This window comes from Pseudoalteromonas sp. S3785, from assembly GCF_005887365.1.
Lineage (GTDB): Bacteria > Pseudomonadota > Gammaproteobacteria > Enterobacterales > Alteromonadaceae > Pseudoalteromonas.
The window spans coordinates 40836-56771 of the sequence record NZ_PNCT01000022.1; the positions used below are offsets into that span (position 1 = coordinate 40836).

Consider the following 15936-nt stretch of genomic DNA (forward strand, 5'->3'; position numbering starts at 1 on the left):
ATGGGTTTAAAGAAATTTTTAGAAGACATTGAGCCGCATTTTGAACCAGGTGGTAAACATGAAAAATGGTACGCCCTGTATGAAGCAGCCGCGACTATTTTTTATACGCCAGGTTATGTAAATAAAGGCGCAACTCACGTTCGCGATAATATCGACCTAAAACGTATGATGATTTTAGTGTGGATGGCGACGTTCCCAGCTATGTTTTTTGGTATGTTCAACATCGGTCATCAGGCCGCAGGTGCTTTAGCACAAGGTTTTGAACTAGCAAATTCTTGGCAGGTTGGTGTGTTCCAGTTATTTGGTGGTGAATTAACTGCTGAGTCGGGCTGGGGCGCTAAAATGTTCTACGGAGCATGTTTCTTCTTACCAATATACGCCGTTACGTTTGCAGTCGGTGGTTTTTGGGAAGTACTATTCGCCTCTGTGCGTAAGCATGAAGTTAACGAAGGTTTCTTCGTAACCTCTGTGTTATTTGCACTTATTTTGCCTGCGACTATTCCATTATGGCAAGTGGCGTTAGGTATTACGTTTGGTGTGGTTATTGCTAAAGAAATCTTTGGTGGTACAGGGCGTAACTTCTTAAACCCTGCATTAGCGGGCCGTGCGTTTTTATTCTTCGCATACCCTGCACAAATTTCAGGTGACACAGTATGGACTGCAGTAGACTCGTTCTCTGGTGCAACTATGCTAGGTCAAGCGTTTGTAGGCACTCTTGATTACAGCAACATGGAGCTATGGTGGAATGCGTTTTACGGTTTCATTCAAGGTTCTGTAGGTGAAACATCTACCCTTGCTGTGCTTATTGGTGGCTTATTCTTAATTTACGTTCGCATCGCTTCTTGGCGCATTGTACTAGGTGTATTCCTAGGTATGGTGGCAACTGCATTCTTATTAAATGCAATTGGCTCTGAGAGCAACCCTGTATTTGCAATGCCTTGGCATTGGCATTTAGTACTAGGTGGTTTTGCATTTGGTATGTTCTTTATGGCTACTGACCCTGTATCAGCTGCATTTACCGATAAAGGTAAGTTCGCATACGGCGCGCTTATTGGCTTTATGGTAGTTATGATCCGTGTAGTAAACCCTGCTTTCCCAGAAGGCATGATGCTAGCAATTTTATTTGCTAACTTATTTGCTCCACTGTTCGATCACTTTGTAGTGCAAGCTAATATCAAGCGGAGGTTGGCACGTAATGTCTAGTAATAACGAATCAATCGGCAAAACGTTAACGGTTGTTGTTGCACTATGTTTAGTGTGTGCAATTATTGTATCGTTTGCTTCTGTACAGCTTCGTCCTTTACAGCAAGCTAATAAAACTCAAGATATTCAACGTAATATCTTAGCAGCAGCTGATATTGAAATTGCAAGTTCTGTATCTGACACATTTGATGGCAAAATCGAAGCACGTGTTGTGGATATGGACACTGGCGAGTTTGTTGAAGGTGCTGATCCTAACTCATTTGATTTCGAAAAAACGAAATTCGATCAACAAAGAAGTTTTGCACTTAAAGCAGAAGGGATTAAGGACATCGCTGGTATTCAGCGTATGACTAAAAACTCACCTGTTTACATCTCTAAAAAAGAAGATGGCTCTACAGATGCAATCATTTTACCTATCCAAGGTTACGGCCTTTGGGGTGTTATGTACGGTTTCTTAGCGCTTGAAAGCGATGGCGAAACAGTTAAAAACATCAACTTCTACAAGCATAGCGAAACACCAGGCCTGGGTGGCGAAATTCAAAACCCACAATGGACAGCTAAATGGCAAGGTAAAGAGTTACCTATTAACATTATGAAAAGCGGTGCTAGCAACGAACATCAAATTGATGGTTTATCAGGTGCTACACTAACTTCTAATGGTGTTGATCACACAGTTGACTTTTGGACTGGTGAAAACGGCTTTGGTCCTTTCCTTGCGAAGGTACGTGAAGGAGCGTTGAAATAATGGCTGATACTAAAGAAATGAAATCGGTCCTATTTGGTCCGGTTTTAGCTAACAACCCAATCGCATTACAAGTACTTGGTATTTGTTCTGCTCTGGCGGTAACGTCTAGCTTAAAAAATGCCTTAATCATGTCAATTGCATTGACATTAGTAACGGCGTTTTCTAGCTTGTTCATTTCAAGCATTCGTAACCACATACCTTCATCAGTACGTATTATCGTACAGATGACGATCATTGCTTCACTAGTAATTGTTGTAGACCAAGTATTACAAGCATTCTCTTACGCTACGGCAAAAGAGCTCTCTGTATTCGTTGGCCTAATTATTACTAACTGTATTGTTATGGGTCGTGCTGAAGCATACGCAATGAAGTCGCCACCACTTATGTCATTTTTAGATGGCATTGGTAATGGTCTAGGCTACTCAGTGGTATTACTTACTGTTGGTTTCATTCGTGAGCTATTTGGTAAGGGAACACTATTCGGTGTTGATATTATCCCATTAGTACAAGATGGTGGTTGGTATCAACCTATGGGTCTATTGATTTTACCACCGAGTGCATTCTTCATCATTGGTTTATTCATATGGGTACTTCGTACTTATAAGAAAGACCAAGTAGAAGCTAAAGCGTAAGGGGCAAGCAGTGGAACATTATATTAGTTTATTTGTAAAAGCGGTTTTTATTGAAAACTTAGCTTTAGCTTTCTTCCTAGGTATGTGTACTTTCTTAGCTGTATCTAAAAAAGTAACTACATCAATTGGCCTAGGTGTAGCCGTTATTGTTGTACTAGGTATTTCTGTACCAGTAAATAACTTGGTTTACCATGCCGTACTTGCACCAGGTGCATTAGAGTGGCTTGGTTACCCTGAAGCAGACCTTAGCTTTTTACGTTTCTTAACATTCATTGGTGTTATTGCAGCACTAGTGCAAATTTTGGAAATGGCATTAGATAAGTTTTTCCCTGCACTTTACAACGCATTAGGTATCTTCTTACCACTAATCACAGTTAACTGTGCAATTTTTGGTGCGGTATCATTCATGGTTGAGCGTAACTATAACTTCGGTGAGTCTGTTGTTTATGGTGTTGGCGCTGGTGTTGGTTGGGCGCTTGCAATTACATTGCTTGCAGGTATCCGTGAGAAAATGAAATATTCAGACGTGCCAGATGGCCTACGTGGTTTAGGTATTACCTTCATCACTGTTGGTTTAATGGGTCTTGGCTTTATGTCATTCTCTGGTATTTCACTGTAAAGGTAGCGAGGATAAATCATGAGTTATGAGATTTTCTTAGGCGTTGGTGTTTTCATCGCTATCGTTGTACTACTAGTTTTAGTTATCATTGGTGCTAAATCTAAGTTAGTTGCAAGCGGTGACATCATCATCGGTATTAATGGCGATCCAGATAAAGCCATTAAAACATCAGCAGGTAGCAAGCTTTTAGGCGCGCTATCTGAATCAGGTATTTTCGTATCATCTGCATGTGGTGGCGGTGGCTCTTGTGGTCAGTGTCGTGTACACATCAAAGAAGGTGGTGGCGATATCTTACCAACAGAACTTGATCACATATCTAAAGGTGAAGCCCGTGAAGGCTGTCGTTTAGCGTGTCAGGTAAATGTTAAAAACGACATGGAAATTGAACTTGAAGAGTCAATTTTCGGTGTTAAAAAATGGGATTGTGAAGTTATCTCTAACGATAACAAAGCAACGTTCATTAAAGAGCTTAAGCTACAAATTCCAGATGGCGAATCAGTGCCTTTCCGTGCGGGTGGTTACATCCAAATCGAAGCGCCTGCTCACCATGTTAAATATGCAGATTTCGATATTCCTGAAGAGTATCGTGGCGACTGGAATCACTTTGGTTTCTTTGACCTGGAGTCAAAAGTAGACGACGAAACAATTCGTGCATACTCAATGGCTAACTACCCAGAAGAAGAAGGCATTATCATGCTTAACGTGCGTATTGCTACGCCGCCGCCAAGAAACCTAAGCCTACCATGTGGTAAAATGTCATCGTACATTTGGTCACTTAAAAAAGGCGACAAGGTTACTATCTCAGGTCCATTTGGTGAGTTCTTCGCTAAAGACACTGACGCTGAAATGGTATTCGTAGGTGGTGGTGCAGGTATGGCACCAATGCGTTCACATATCTTTGACCAACTTAAGCGTTTAAACTCTAAGCGTAAGATTAGTTTCTGGTATGGTGCGCGTTCTGAGCGTGAAATGTTCTATGTTGAAGATTTCGACGGCTTAGCAGCTGAAAACGATAACTTTGTATGGCATACCGCATTGTCTGATCCACAACCAGAAGATAACTGGGAAGGTTACACAGGCTTTATCCATAACGTACTTTATGAAAACTACTTGAAAGATCATGAAGCGCCAGAAGATTGTGAGTTCTACATGTGTGGTCCTCCAATGATGAACGCGGCTGTTATCGGCATGCTTAAAGACCTAGGTGTAGAAGACGAAAACATCTTACTAGATGACTTCGGTGGCTAACACCCATATCAAAACAACTTAGTTTTGGTTAAAATACAGGCCTCGTCGCACTTTGTGCTACGAGGCTTTTTTATTTTATTTTATATGGGCTAATTTAATGAACAGAGTAAGCAGTTCTCAAGGCGTTATCAGTATTTTTTTATTAACTATAATGCTATTTATCTCTGGCTGTGGGGCTGATAAAACACCTCAAGAGGTATTTTTAGAAGGCAAAACGATGGGCACTACCTATCATATTAAATACTTTGCCGACGATGAAAACATTGATGCCACTAAGTTACAGCAGCAAATAGATGATGAGCTAAAAGCAGTAAATCAGTCTATGTCTACGTATATCCCAGGCTCTGAAATTAACACATTTAATAAACTACCCGCCAGTCAGGTTATGCCAATTAGTGAAGACTTTAGGGCTGTGGTGAGTGAGTCGATTCGTTTAGGTAAGTCGACCAAAACGCTTGATGTAACGATGGGCCCGTTAATAGATTTATGGGGCTTTGGACCTGATAAAAAACCAACTAAGCGCCCAAGTGATGAAGCACTTGCTGCAATGATTGAAAAAATTGGTGTAGATAAACTCAACCTTACTGAGCAGGGTCTTGCTAAAACAGTTGATGGTTTAGAGCTGTCGTTTTCGGCCACAGCGAAAGGGTATGGCATTGATAAAGTAGCGCAATTACTTGAAAGTCAAAATATTAGTAACTACATGGTAGAAATAGGTGGGGAACTGCGCATTGGCGGTGAAAAGCCAAATAACCAAGATTGGAAAATCGCGATAGAGCAGCCAGATGCCCCACCAGGCGAGCGAAAAGTTCACCGCGTATTAGCGCCCGGTACGAATGGCATTGCAACATCAGGTGACTACCGTATTTTTTATAAAATGGATGGCGAAACCTACACCCATTTAATAGACCCTGTAACAGGCATGCCAATCAAACATGACTTAGTGTCGGTTACTGTATTACACCCTAGTGCAATGACCGCAGATGGCTTAGCAACGGCATTAACGGTTATGGGAATGGATGATGCTAAAGCATATGCTGAAGAGCACGATTTACCAGTGTACTTAATGGCTAAATCAGACAAAGGCATTGTGACTTACGCGAGCACTGCATTTAAACCTTATTTGTAATATAATGGCCTTTAGCTAACACTTTATTAGTGCTAAACGCATATTACAGTCGATTTTTTGAGATAGACTTCTCTCGCATCTATGTGGGTTTTGGGTGTATAATTTAGCGGTCGCTCAACAATGTTTGAGCATAATTTATTGCTGATCAATAGGGGCTAAGCAATGTCACTTTTTCTTCTTACATTTGGTTTATTAATTTTAATCGTGATAGCTATGGCTGTTGGTATGATCGTGCAAAGAAAATCTATGGCAAGTAGTTGTGGTGGATTAGGCTCGGTAGGTATTGATAAAGCCTGTGATTGTGACGATCCTTGTGATAAGCGTAAAAAGCGTATGGCTAAAGAGCAAGCCTGGAAAGAAAACCAAATTATTTAAGCAGTAGCTTAATGACAAAAAGCGCCTTATGGCGCTTTTTTTGTATCTGTATATTTAGTGCCCAGATTCTGTTTTAAATAAACACAAGCTAAATGTATTAGACCAAGGTCTATAGTTTAGTTTTTTTCACCTATTAGGTTTATTTTTCTCGTTTGTCAAATTGGAGCTAACACTCTAAAGTTTAACCATAGACACGGAGTAAGGCTCTCGTCATAAGCTAGAGGCATGAAGTTAGCCTCGCTTAAAAGAATCTTTATATTGTGTGTGAAGATGTTGTCAGTGTGAAAAGCGGCTCAAGTTCGGTGGTGACTGAATTTGGGCTGTTTTTGTTTATGCGGCTTTATTTTTAACTTCATTAATTCTCCTTATCTTTCCTCCTTAAGCTTACTAAATATAAACTAAGTCTTTATTTTTATTATGTTATTTTTTATTAACAAAATAGCTGCGAAAGCTTAACGCAAAACTTTATATTTTTTGTTGAACCGAAAACTGTCTTTGTTATACTCAGCATCGAACTTTCAGTAAGTTTTGAAAGTTTGATTGATGCGGATCAATTCTCACTAGGTAAATGTATGCTAGCCGGGTTTGATTGTATTTAGCACCTTGTTTTAGGGCTTACAGCAGCAATGTTTTTTAATTTTTCCATTGCGCGCTTTATTACTCTAATTTTGTTATTAGTCATTTAGTAGGTTATGTCTTTGAACACACTTTCTTTGCATCATACAAATACGGCTTTTGCTTCTAGCAATCCGCAAACGTGTGAGCGCTTGAATAAAGCAGGCAAGGGTGTGTGTGTCGCTATAACATTATTAGTGTTTAATACGGTAATGCTGCTAAGTGGTGCATTAGAGGATGCCTTTCAGCTTGAAGCGCTGTTTAGCAATGGCTCTATTGTTGAGCCTGTTTTGCTGCACATCACGCAATTTTTAGCTCATCCGATCATATCTAGTCAGTTACTCATTGGCCTTTGCTGGTTATTGTTCCACATTTTTCCGGCGCGTCGTGCTGGAATAATCCTTCGTAAAGCCGCTTTCGCTTTTCGCGAGGCAAAAGTACATCAACCTGTGTCCGCTGCACATGGTTGTCGTGCTCCACCTAGCTTTACAGGTTGTCTGTAAGGCTTCACTTGTTGCTGGTTTTAATTATTTTTTCTTGCTGTAAATAATTAAAGTTTGCATTAGCAATGTAGCCGCGTGTTTTAAACACGTCAGCCAACCAACACTCACCCAAGTTAACTTTTATTACGTTATATAAATGCGTTTAGAAGCTGGGTTTGTTGCTAGGTTTTTTTGCATCCACTTGCAGCGGGTTCAGTCCCCTTTATTTTTATAATTTAGTGCTAGTTAACTTGGGTTTTTATTGAAAAATCGTTGCTTTATTTTTATTCAAAGCAGCAAATTAAAACTCTAGGTTTGTAGGATACTCCCTTGTTAATTCGTAACCTTTGTAATATTGCTTTAGCTAGTACGGTGCTGGCGTTGTCAGGCTGTAAAGGCGGGATACTCGATCCAAAAGGCCAAATAGGTATTGATGAGAAAAACTTAATCATCATTGCTACTGTCCTTATGCTGCTCGTAGTAATCCCCGTTATTGTGATGACTTTGTATTTCGCATGGAAATACCGAGACACACAAGATCATGAAATTTATGCACCAAAATGGGCTCATTCAAATAAGGTTGAAGCCGTTGTTTGGGCTGTTCCTATTGTTATCGTTATTATTTTAGGTGTTATTACTTGGCAGTCTACCCAAGACTTAGACCCCTATAAACCTATTGAAGGTAAAGGCGAGCACCTCACTGTAGAGGTGGTTTCATTAAACTGGAAGTGGCTATTTATTTACCCAGAGCAAGGTATTGCAACGGTAAATGAATTGGTATTTCCGGCTAATGTACCTGTTGAATACAAAATCACTTCACAAAGCACAATGAACTCGTTTTTTATTCCTCAGCTAGGTAGTCAAATTTATTCTATGGCTGGCATGGAAACCAAGCTTCACTTAATTGCTAATGAGCCGGGCACATTTAAAGGCTTTTCAGCTAATTACAGTGGCGCAGGTTTTACCGGTATGAAATTCAATGCCATTGCCACTCCAACACAAGCCGATTTTGACAAGTGGGTAACAAGCGTTAAAGCCAATGCTAGTAACCTCACCCATGCCAATTATGTTGAGCTTGCAAAAGCCAGTGAAAATAATCCTGTTGCCTATTATGGCAAGGTCGACGACGGCCTATTTCATACCATTGTTATGAAGTATATGCAGGCACATGGCGATATGAATAAAAAACATCAAGCGATGAGCGAGCATGGGCAAATGAGCAAAAAGCACCATGAAATGAATGAACACGCAATGCCTTCATCTCACAGCCAGGGCGAGGAATAATAATGTCGTTTTTAGGTAAACTTTCACTCGACGCAATTCCGTTTCATGAGCCAATTATAATGGTTACCATGACGGTGATAGCGATTGCCGGGCTTATTATTGCCGGGCTTATTACTAAATATAAAAAGTGGGGCGTGCTTTGGCACGACTGGATCACCTCTGTTGATCATAAACGCTTAGGCGTAATGTACATTTTTTTAGCACTAATAATGCTGTTTCGTGGTTTTTCTGATGCAATAATGATGCGTGCGCAGTTGGCACTTGCTACCAGTGGTGCGCCAGGTTATTTACCTCCTGAGCATTACGACCAAATATTTACAGCGCACGGCGTTATCATGATCATATTTATGGCTATGCCATTTATGATTGGCCTAATGAACATTGTATTGCCACTGCAAATTGGTGCTCGCGATGTTGCTTTTCCATTTTTAAACAATTTAAGTTTTTGGTTTACTGCCAGTGGTGCCATTTTAATTAACTTGTCGCTTGTATTTGGTGAGTTTGCAAAAACAGGTTGGGTGGCGTATCCGCCGCTTTCGGAGCTGACCTTTAGCCCTGGGGTAGGGGTCGATTATTATATATGGGCCTTGCAAATATCCGGGCTCGGTACGCTTTTAACGGCAGTAAACTTTTTAGTTACAGTGTTTAAAATGCGTGCCCCAGGTATGACCCTAATGAAAATGCCAATTTTCACATGGGCATGTACATGGGCAAACATCTTAATTGCAGCATCATTCCCAATTTTAACTGCTGTACTTGCAATGCTAACGCTTGACCGTTATCTCGACTTCCACTTTTTTACCAATGAATTGGGCGGTAACGCCATGATGTACATCAACCTGTTTTGGGCCTGGGGTCACCCTGAGGTTTATATTTTAGTACTGCCTGCGTTTGGTATTTTTTCTGAAATTATCTCAACCTTTGCCGGTAAACGTTTATTTGGTTACAAATCGATGGTGTATGCCAGCGGTGCAATCTCTATTTTAGGTTTTATTGTTTGGCTACACCACTTTTTCACCATGGGGTCGAGTGCAAACGTTAATGCGTTCTTTGGGGTAATGACCATGGTTATTGCCGTCCCTACTGGCGTTAAGCTATTCAACTGGTTGTTTACCATTTACCGCGGCCGTTTACGCATCAGCGTTCCGGTGCTTTGGACATTAGGCTTTATGGTTACCTTTACAGTAGGCGGTATGACCGGCGTACTATTGGCTATTCCGGGTGCCGATTACGTGTTGCATAACAGTTTATTCTTAATTGCGCATTTCCATAACACAATTATTGGTGGCGCTGTATTTGGCTACCTTGCAGGTTTTGTATTCTGGTTCCCTAAAGCAATGGGCTTTAAGCTTAGCGAAAAATGGGGTAAAGCGTCTTTTTGGTGTTGGATAGTTGGTTTCTTCGTGGCGTTCATGCCGTTGTATGTACTTGGTTTCTTAGGTATGACTCGTCGCTTAAACCACACTAATAACCCAGATTGGAACATATGGTTATACATTGCAGCAGGCGGTGCTGTCATTATTATGTTTGGTATTATTTTCCAAGCCGTGCAGTTATTTGTTAGCTTTAGAGACCGCGAAGCACTTGACGATACAACAGGCGATCCATGGAACGCACATACCCTTGAGTGGGCAACCAGCTCACCACCGCAAGTATACAACTTTGCCACTATTCCACACGTTGATGATATTGATGCCTGGACCGACATGAAAGAAAAAGGCCAAGCTTATCAAACAAAAGCAAGCTACAGCCCAATTCATATGCCTAAAAATACCTCAGCGGGTGTATTTATGGCAGCCAGCCTAACAGTATTTTGTTTTGCAATGATTTGGCACATCTGGTGGTTAGCCGCTGTAGGTTTTGTTGGCGCAATTGCCTTATTTATCAAGCGTTGTTACACCAGCGATGTTGATTACTATATACAACCTGATGAAATTGCACGTATTGAAGCTGCGTATAATTCTAGTGGAAATAAGGAGCTAAGCGCGTGAGTACACTATCTGCGAATGTAGAAACTGCCCATTTAGACTCAGTCTCGCACGATGATCATACACATGATCATCACGACACCTCTGGCGATACAATTTTTGGCTTTTGGTTATACCTAATGACCGATTGCCTATTGTTTGCCTCGTTTTTTGCCACTTACGCCGTACTGTTTATGAACACAGCCGGTGGTGTATCAGGTAAAGACATTTTTGAACTCGACTTTGTCGCTGTAGAAACAGCGGCGCTACTCATTAGTAGTATTACCTTTGGCTTTGCCATGATCGCTGCTCAAGGGCAAAAAAAAGCACTCACACTCACCTGGTTGTTTATCACCTTTTGTTTAGGTGCTGTGTTTATAGGCATGGAAATTTACGAATTTCATCACTTAATTGTGCACGGTAATGGCCCACAACAAAGTGCTTTTTTAACCTCATTCTTCTCGTTAGTAGGCTTACATGGTTTACACGTAACTGCGGGTCTAATTTGGATGAGTATTATGATGATAGAAGTGGCTAAATGTGGTTTAGGTAAACAAACAGTGACACGCTTAAGCTGCCTAAGCCTGTTTTGGCACTTCTTAGACATTGTTTGGATTTGTGTATTTACCGTTGTTTATTTAATGGGAGCAATGTAATGAGCCACAGCGAAGCGCACGCGTTAAAGCAAATGCAAAGTGAGCACCATGATGAATCTCATGGCAGTGTTAAAACGTACTTAATAGGCTTTGTGCTATCAATAATTTTAACCGCCATACCGTTTTACATGGTTATGGAAGGCGACTTTTCAAAAGTAACGACGCTATGGAGCATTGTTACTTTAGCTATTGTACAAATTTGGGTGCACTTAAAATACTTTTTACACCTTAATTTTACGACAGAAGATGGCCGTGCAAGTACCTTCTCATTTTTATTCAGCGCCCTAATTATCGTCATGGTTGTTGGGTTATCGGTTTGGATAATTTACGAATCTAACGCAATGATGATGTACTAGGAGTTGAAGATGTTTCGTCGTTATTTATCAGTGACTAAGCCGGGCATTATTATGGGCAACCTTATCAGCGTTGCGGGCGGTTTTTTACTTGCCTCTCGCGGAGATATAGACCCATGGCTAATGGTTGTTACGCTTATTGGCTTGTCACTTGTGGTTGCATCGGGCTGTGCTATCAACAATGTTATTGATAGAGATATAGATGTAGCCATGGCACGTACGCGTACGCGGGTTACAGTAACAGGCGAAATGTCGGCCTTTGCTGCACTGAGTCACGGGGTTTTGTTGGGGGTTGTAGGTTTTGGGTTACTCATTGCTTACACCACTCAAGCCGCGGTATTTTTTGCAGTGTTTGGTTATGTCATTTATGTTGGGGTTTATAGCCTTTACATGAAACGCAACTCTGTTTATGGCACGTTTGTAGGCAGCCTTTCTGGCGCTGTACCGCCCGTAGTGGGTTACTGCACCGTAACAGGGCAGTTTGATATGGGCGCATTAATACTGCTGGTTATGTTTAGCTTGTGGCAAATGCCGCACTCATATGCCATTGCTATTTTTCGCTTTAAAGATTACCAGGCAGCAGGTATTCCTGTATTACCTGTAGCGCAAGGTATTGATAAAGCGAAACGTCATATCGTACTTTATATTGCTGTATATGCTTTAGTCGTCATGCTGTTACCAATAAGTGGCTACACAGGCGCCGCCTTTATGGCCGTGGCGTGTATTACCAGCTTTTGGTGGTTACTTATGGCACTGCGTGGCTATCGCCGTAACATTAATTTAACGAGCTGGGCACGCCAAGTGTTTGCTTTTTCTATTATAAATATTACAGCACTCAGTATAGCCATGGCCGTTGACTACCACAGTGCAGCGCCACAACTGCTTACGCTAATATAATTTTAAAACTTTACATTTCCAAAGTTAATCCAAAGGCTCGAAAGGGCCTTTTTTTATGCCTAAAATAGCTGGGCAATAGAGTGCTTGTTGGCAAGTTCTAGGCTTTGTTTTATAAGGGCTCTTATATCAGGTGATTTATTTTGGCTTAGCTTAAAGTTTCCACTCCAATGTGTGGGAGTAAACTCTATAAAACTTAATTGTTGGTACATTACTTGGCGACTGCGTATAGGCATATCATTAATATTCCACATGGGCTTGAAGGGTTGCTCAAAGTGGGTTGTTAGTTGATTCATTATTTTTTCTTTCTCAATGTCACTTTTAATAATCACTACCTTTGCAGTTATTTGCACTGATGCGTAAAGCCAGCTCGGCAGTGTTTTATTATTGCTATAAGAGGGAGATAGGTAACAATTGTCACCATTAAAAAGTAATTTTACAGAGTGTTTATCACAATGCGTCAGTGGGTTATTTTTTGCTACGTGAGCCATAAATATATTCCGTGAGGGCTCATATAGTACAGGTACTTGGCATATAGTATTTAAGTCACTTTGCGAGTTGGGCATTAAAATACTCGCTAGCGGAAATTGCCTAACCAATGCCTTTAAGCGTTTTATATCATTTTCTTGAAAATGCATCGGTGGGTACATTAAAGCCTCTCTTCTAGTTGTGATTTTACATCCGGCCACTGCTCATCAACTATGCTAAATTTTGCTGTGTTTCTATAGCTACCATCACTAAGCTTTCTATCTTTATAAGCGAGCCCTTCAAAGTGGGCACCTAAACGAATAATTGCGTTACGTGATTTTTGATTTTTTTCATGGGTATTAAATGTAATTCTCACTAAATTAAGCTCATCAAACGCGTATTTAAGCAGTAAATATTTAGCGTGTGTATTTATGTAAGTTCGCTGCCAGTCATTGCTTATAAAAGTGTGGCCAATTTCAGCACTCAAATTGAATTTATCCAATTTAAATAATCGTGTTGTACCCACTACCTGCTGAGTACCTTTGTCGATAATGGCAAACACAATTTGTTCGTTTTTATTAAATTGCGCTTGCGTTAAAAACCACTCTTTTAAAATATCATGACTTTTAGTGTAGTTAATAAGTACCCATTGCCACACAATAGGGTGCTGGCCCGCTTTATATAACCCATTTAAGTGTTTATGGCTTAATGGCTCAAGAATAACCTTGTTTGTTTTATGCGTTTGCAGAGTAAACATTGCTGGCTCCATTTTTTGCTATTAAAGAGCAATAAATGTACGCTTATTTGGCATAGTAAAAACAACCAGAATATAACTTTTACCTATACCAGATTGAAGGGAACACATGCAGCCGCTAAATATTGAATTTAATGAGCAACGCAAAGCAAAATATTTGCAGTTAGCGCAAGCTCTTCGCAGCGCAATTATTAAAGGCGACATGGCGGTGGGCACAAAGCTCAGCTCAGCCAGAGAAATGGCAAAAATTTATCAGTTAAACCGCCATACAATAATGAATGCTTTGCAGCTATTGGTAGCTGAAGGGTGGTTGGAATCTAATGAGCGCAGCGGGTATAACGTTACACAAACCTTACCAATTCAAAGCAGTGTTAACACTAAGCAAGTACCTGTTGTTGACCCTAAACCTTACAAATTTACCAAAAAGTTAGCAGTGCCCGCGCCTGCTATGAATTTAAATGAATTTAAATATAACTTTGCAGGTGGACTCCCTGATCTTAATTGTTTCCCATATAAAGAATTTAAACGTTCTTTAAGTTATGTATTTAATCATGTAGATACCAGTAAGTTTCATTATGGCGATATAAGCGGGGCGAGCGAGTTAAAGCAGCAAGTAAGTAGTTATTTATACAAAGCACGTAATCTTAAAGTTAATGACTTACTGATATGTAACGGCTCTCAAGAGGCATTATTTTTAATCTCAAAAGCTTTTATAAGTAAAGGTGACTTTGTTGCGGTTGAGACGTTAGGGTATCCACCAGCGCGTAAAGCTTTTGCGGCATGTGGCGCACAAATAGTAGATATAAAACAAGATGAATTTGGCTTATGTATTGATGATTTGAAAGCACAATTTAGTCGCTTCTCAATTAAAATGTTGTACTTAACACCGCTGCATCAGTACCCGACAACTGTTACTTTATCGCCTACACGGCGTATGCAAATTTATCAGTTATGTTACCAACATGGCGTAATGATTATAGAGGATGACTATGACCATGAGTTTCACTATCAATGCCACCCGTTACAACCTATGGCAGCGGATGACCCTGCGGGTATAGTGATTTATCTTTCTACGTTTTCTAAAATTATGTTTTCGGCAGCTCGTATAGGCTACATATGTGCTGCACCTGCAGTACTTGAGCAATTAAGTGCATGGAAGCAACTCATGAATCATAAAAACGATGTGGTAATGCAATTAGCGGTAGCACATTTTATGAAAGAAGGTGCATTTGAGCGTCATTTAAAACGTATGACAAAGCTTTATAAACAGCGATATGAAGCAATGGATAAGTCGTTAAAAGCACTGCAGGCGAAAGGTTTATCACTTGAGTATAAAAAGCCCGATGGTGGGATGGCAATGTGGGTTAACTTAAACATAGATACGGCTAATATTAAAAAGCACCTACACAAGCACAGTATTTATTTGCAAACAGAAGCAGAGTTTTATTTTTGCGATTCTTATAGAAGCTTAAAACCTAAACACTTTAGTTACTTGCGTCTAGGATTTGCAGGGCAGTCGGAGGAAGCCATGCAAAAGGGATTAAATATCATTGCTGAGTATGCTTATTAAGCTATTTTTTTAAACTTTCTGCTTCGTAAAACAAAGGTTTTAGGGTGCCGCAGTTTATAAATTTATACGTTAACTCATTCTGGCTAGGAAGGAGAGTTGAGGTTCTAAATTTTTGCATACAGGCATTTACCAAATCCACAAAAATTAGGTGGTTAAAACTTGGCGCTTGGCTAATTTTATGAATATAAATACGCTCAGTGCCGCCTAGGTCTATCATATCGTATTCTTGCCAGGGGCTGGCTTTAGCTAAATCTTTTAACTGGTGAGAATACAGCTGTTTACTCATTTCTATTGTTCGATTTGTGTAAATTAGGTTACCTGCATTTTTGTAATTGCCTTGGTACACATCGGCGATAATGGTTATTGCTTCGCCGCGCATTAAGCGTTGAATATTAAACGGTTTAGGCTTTAGGGTTATTAGCTCAGCGTTGCGAACAACATCTAAAAAAGCAACATCAGGGTTTTTAATTCTATACACTACTTGTATATCGTACGGTAATTTATAACCGGGTAAATTAAACGCATAAATTCCTGAGCCTTTATTTACCAGTGCTATTGCATGCTCAGCATTGTATTTGGGGTTGAGTGGTGGCAACTCTGTAGCCCCTTCCTCAGCAAAAGCGTATCCGCTTATAGCAACGATCAACAAAGTAAGAATTAGGCGCATAATTATCTCAATTAATGTATGAGCTAAAAGTGTAGTATATAGTGCGCTAAGCTGGTGATTTATTGTTAGGGCAAGTAAGCCTATTTATTAGGGCGTGTTGATCTTTGCGGATTGAAATTTGTTCAATCTAGGGGCGATTAAATCGCGGCGCGAGGTTTGTAACCTAGTGGGCTAAGTAAAAACCGAGTAACAAAGAGTTTATCGCCCCTAGGCAGAACCCGAAGGGCAGCGCATGTTTGGCATTTATGCTGCGTTATCGCCTATTTATGGGGAAT

The 15936-nt window shown here is 40.3% G+C and carries 17 protein-coding genes; 14 read left to right on the plus strand and 3 right to left on the minus strand.

The genetic code is table 11. The features are described from left to right. The 13 genes from CWC17_RS06145 (at window position 1) to cyoE (ending at window position 12205) form a co-directional block, all read left to right on the plus strand. Entirely contained in the window at window positions 1-1203 is a 1203-nt protein-coding gene (locus CWC17_RS06145; RefSeq protein ID WP_055014969.1) for an NADH:ubiquinone reductase (Na(+)-transporting) subunit B, read from the plus strand. After that, window positions 1196-1948 (plus strand): Na(+)-translocating NADH-quinone reductase subunit C, encoded by a 753-nt coding sequence (locus CWC17_RS06150; RefSeq protein WP_055014970.1) that lies wholly within the window; start codon window positions 1196-1198, stop codon window positions 1946-1948. The genes CWC17_RS06145 and CWC17_RS06150 overlap by 8 nt, the downstream gene beginning before the upstream one ends. After that, on the plus strand, window positions 1948-2580 hold the full coding sequence (locus tag CWC17_RS06155) for an NADH:ubiquinone reductase (Na(+)-transporting) subunit D (RefSeq protein ID WP_004587140.1): 633 nt from the start codon (window positions 1948-1950) through the stop codon (window positions 2578-2580). The genes CWC17_RS06150 and CWC17_RS06155 overlap by 1 nt, the downstream gene beginning before the upstream one ends. 10 nt (window positions 2581-2590) lie before the next feature. Beyond that, a complete protein-coding gene (gene nqrE, locus CWC17_RS06160) occupies window positions 2591-3199 on the plus strand; it encodes an NADH:ubiquinone reductase (Na(+)-transporting) subunit E (RefSeq protein ID WP_004587139.1) in 609 nt (202 codons plus the stop codon). A gap of 18 nt (window positions 3200-3217) precedes the next feature. Then, on the plus strand, window positions 3218-4447 hold the full coding sequence (gene nqrF, locus CWC17_RS06165) for an NADH:ubiquinone reductase (Na(+)-transporting) subunit F (protein ID WP_055014971.1): 1230 nt from the start codon (window positions 3218-3220) through the stop codon (window positions 4445-4447). Between the two features lie 97 nt (window positions 4448-4544). Continuing rightward, window positions 4545-5576 (plus strand): FAD:protein FMN transferase, encoded by a 1032-nt coding sequence (locus CWC17_RS06170; protein ID WP_138612354.1) that lies wholly within the window; start codon window positions 4545-4547, stop codon window positions 5574-5576. 162 nt (window positions 5577-5738) lie between these two features. Then, the gene (gene nqrM / locus CWC17_RS06175) at window positions 5739-5951 is read left to right on the plus strand and encodes a (Na+)-NQR maturation NqrM (protein ID WP_004587136.1); all 213 of its coding nucleotides are present in this window, start codon (window positions 5739-5741) and stop codon (window positions 5949-5951) included. A 698-nt stretch (window positions 5952-6649) separates the two neighbouring features. After that, window positions 6650-7069, plus strand: a complete 420-nt coding sequence (locus CWC17_RS06180; RefSeq protein WP_138540621.1) for a hypothetical protein — start codon at window positions 6650-6652, stop codon at window positions 7067-7069. 309 nt (window positions 7070-7378) lie between these two features. Continuing rightward, window positions 7379-8332 carry a ubiquinol oxidase subunit II gene (gene cyoA / locus CWC17_RS06185; protein ID WP_138612355.1) on the plus strand — a complete coding sequence of 318 codons (954 nt, stop codon included), beginning with the start codon at window positions 7379-7381 and terminating at the stop codon, window positions 8330-8332. A 2-nt stretch (window positions 8333-8334) separates the two neighbouring features. Continuing rightward, a complete protein-coding gene (gene cyoB, locus CWC17_RS06190; RefSeq protein ID WP_138612356.1) occupies window positions 8335-10323 on the plus strand; it encodes a cytochrome o ubiquinol oxidase subunit I in 1989 nt (662 codons plus the stop codon). Then, the gene (gene cyoC, locus CWC17_RS06195) at window positions 10320-10955 is read left to right on the plus strand and encodes a cytochrome o ubiquinol oxidase subunit III (protein WP_138612357.1); all 636 of its coding nucleotides are present in this window, start codon (window positions 10320-10322) and stop codon (window positions 10953-10955) included. The genes cyoB and cyoC overlap by 4 nt, the downstream gene beginning before the upstream one ends. Next, window positions 10955-11311: a cytochrome o ubiquinol oxidase subunit IV gene (gene cyoD, locus CWC17_RS06200; RefSeq protein ID WP_138612358.1), complete on the plus strand. Its 357-nt coding sequence runs from the start codon at window positions 10955-10957 to the stop codon at window positions 11309-11311. The genes cyoC and cyoD overlap by 1 nt, the downstream gene beginning before the upstream one ends. A gap of 9 nt (window positions 11312-11320) precedes the next feature. After that, a complete protein-coding gene (cyoE, locus tag CWC17_RS06205; protein WP_138612359.1) occupies window positions 11321-12205 on the plus strand; it encodes a heme o synthase in 885 nt (294 codons plus the stop codon). Window positions 12206-12264: 59 nt separating this feature from the next. On the opposite strand, the gene CWC17_RS06210 is transcribed toward cyoE, so the two are convergent. Both CWC17_RS06210 and CWC17_RS06215 read right to left on the minus strand, forming a co-directional pair. Beyond that, window positions 12265-12852 (minus strand): FMN-binding negative transcriptional regulator, encoded by a 588-nt coding sequence (locus tag CWC17_RS06210; RefSeq protein ID WP_138612360.1) that lies wholly within the window; start codon window positions 12850-12852, stop codon window positions 12265-12267. Further along, window positions 12852-13427, minus strand: coding sequence for a GNAT family N-acetyltransferase (locus CWC17_RS06215; RefSeq protein WP_138540628.1), 576 nt, complete (start codon window positions 13425-13427; stop codon window positions 12852-12854). The genes CWC17_RS06210 and CWC17_RS06215 overlap by 1 nt, the downstream gene beginning before the upstream one ends. A 106-nt stretch (window positions 13428-13533) precedes the next feature. Here CWC17_RS06215 and pdxR point away from each other — a divergent pair, with 106 nt between their 5' ends. Next, on the plus strand, window positions 13534-14994 hold the full coding sequence (gene pdxR, locus CWC17_RS06220; protein ID WP_138612361.1) for a MocR-like pyridoxine biosynthesis transcription factor PdxR: 1461 nt from the start codon (window positions 13534-13536) through the stop codon (window positions 14992-14994). A gap of 1 nt (window position 14995) precedes the next feature. Here pdxR and CWC17_RS06225 read toward each other — a convergent pair whose 3' ends face one another. Further along, window positions 14996-15661 (minus strand): hypothetical protein, encoded by a 666-nt coding sequence (locus CWC17_RS06225; RefSeq protein ID WP_138612362.1) that lies wholly within the window; start codon window positions 15659-15661, stop codon window positions 14996-14998. Window positions 15662-15936 lie beyond the last annotated feature (275 nt).

Excerpts from the sequence above, each read along its gene's own strand:
- CWC17_RS06215 (WP_138540628.1), bottom strand. The coding sequence starts at position 13,427 with ATGTTTACTCTGCAAACGCATAAAACAAACAAGGTTATTCTTGAGCCA.
- CWC17_RS06145 (WP_055014969.1), top strand. The coding sequence starts at position 1 with ATGGGTTTAAAGAAATTTTTAGAAGACATTGAGCCGCATTTTGAACCA.
- nqrF (WP_055014971.1), top strand. The coding sequence starts at position 3,218 with ATGAGTTATGAGATTTTCTTAGGCGTTGGTGTTTTCATCGCTATCGTT.
- CWC17_RS06170 (WP_138612354.1), top strand. The coding sequence starts at position 4,545 with ATGAACAGAGTAAGCAGTTCTCAAGGCGTTATCAGTATTTTTTTATTA.
- CWC17_RS06210 (WP_138612360.1), bottom strand. The coding sequence starts at position 12,852 with ATGTACCCACCGATGCATTTTCAAGAAAATGATATAAAACGCTTAAAG.
- CWC17_RS06225 (WP_138612362.1), bottom strand. The coding sequence starts at position 15,661 with ATGCGCCTAATTCTTACTTTGTTGATCGTTGCTATAAGCGGATACGCT.
- cyoD (WP_138612358.1), top strand. The coding sequence starts at position 10,955 with ATGAGCCACAGCGAAGCGCACGCGTTAAAGCAAATGCAAAGTGAGCAC.
- pdxR (WP_138612361.1), top strand. The coding sequence starts at position 13,534 with ATGCAGCCGCTAAATATTGAATTTAATGAGCAACGCAAAGCAAAATAT.
- CWC17_RS06150 (WP_055014970.1), top strand. The coding sequence starts at position 1,196 with ATGTCTAGTAATAACGAATCAATCGGCAAAACGTTAACGGTTGTTGTT.
- cyoB (WP_138612356.1), top strand. The coding sequence starts at position 8,335 with ATGTCGTTTTTAGGTAAACTTTCACTCGACGCAATTCCGTTTCATGAG.
- nqrM (WP_004587136.1), top strand. The coding sequence starts at position 5,739 with ATGTCACTTTTTCTTCTTACATTTGGTTTATTAATTTTAATCGTGATA.
- cyoE (WP_138612359.1), top strand. The coding sequence starts at position 11,321 with ATGTTTCGTCGTTATTTATCAGTGACTAAGCCGGGCATTATTATGGGC.
- CWC17_RS06155 (WP_004587140.1), top strand. The coding sequence starts at position 1,948 with ATGGCTGATACTAAAGAAATGAAATCGGTCCTATTTGGTCCGGTTTTA.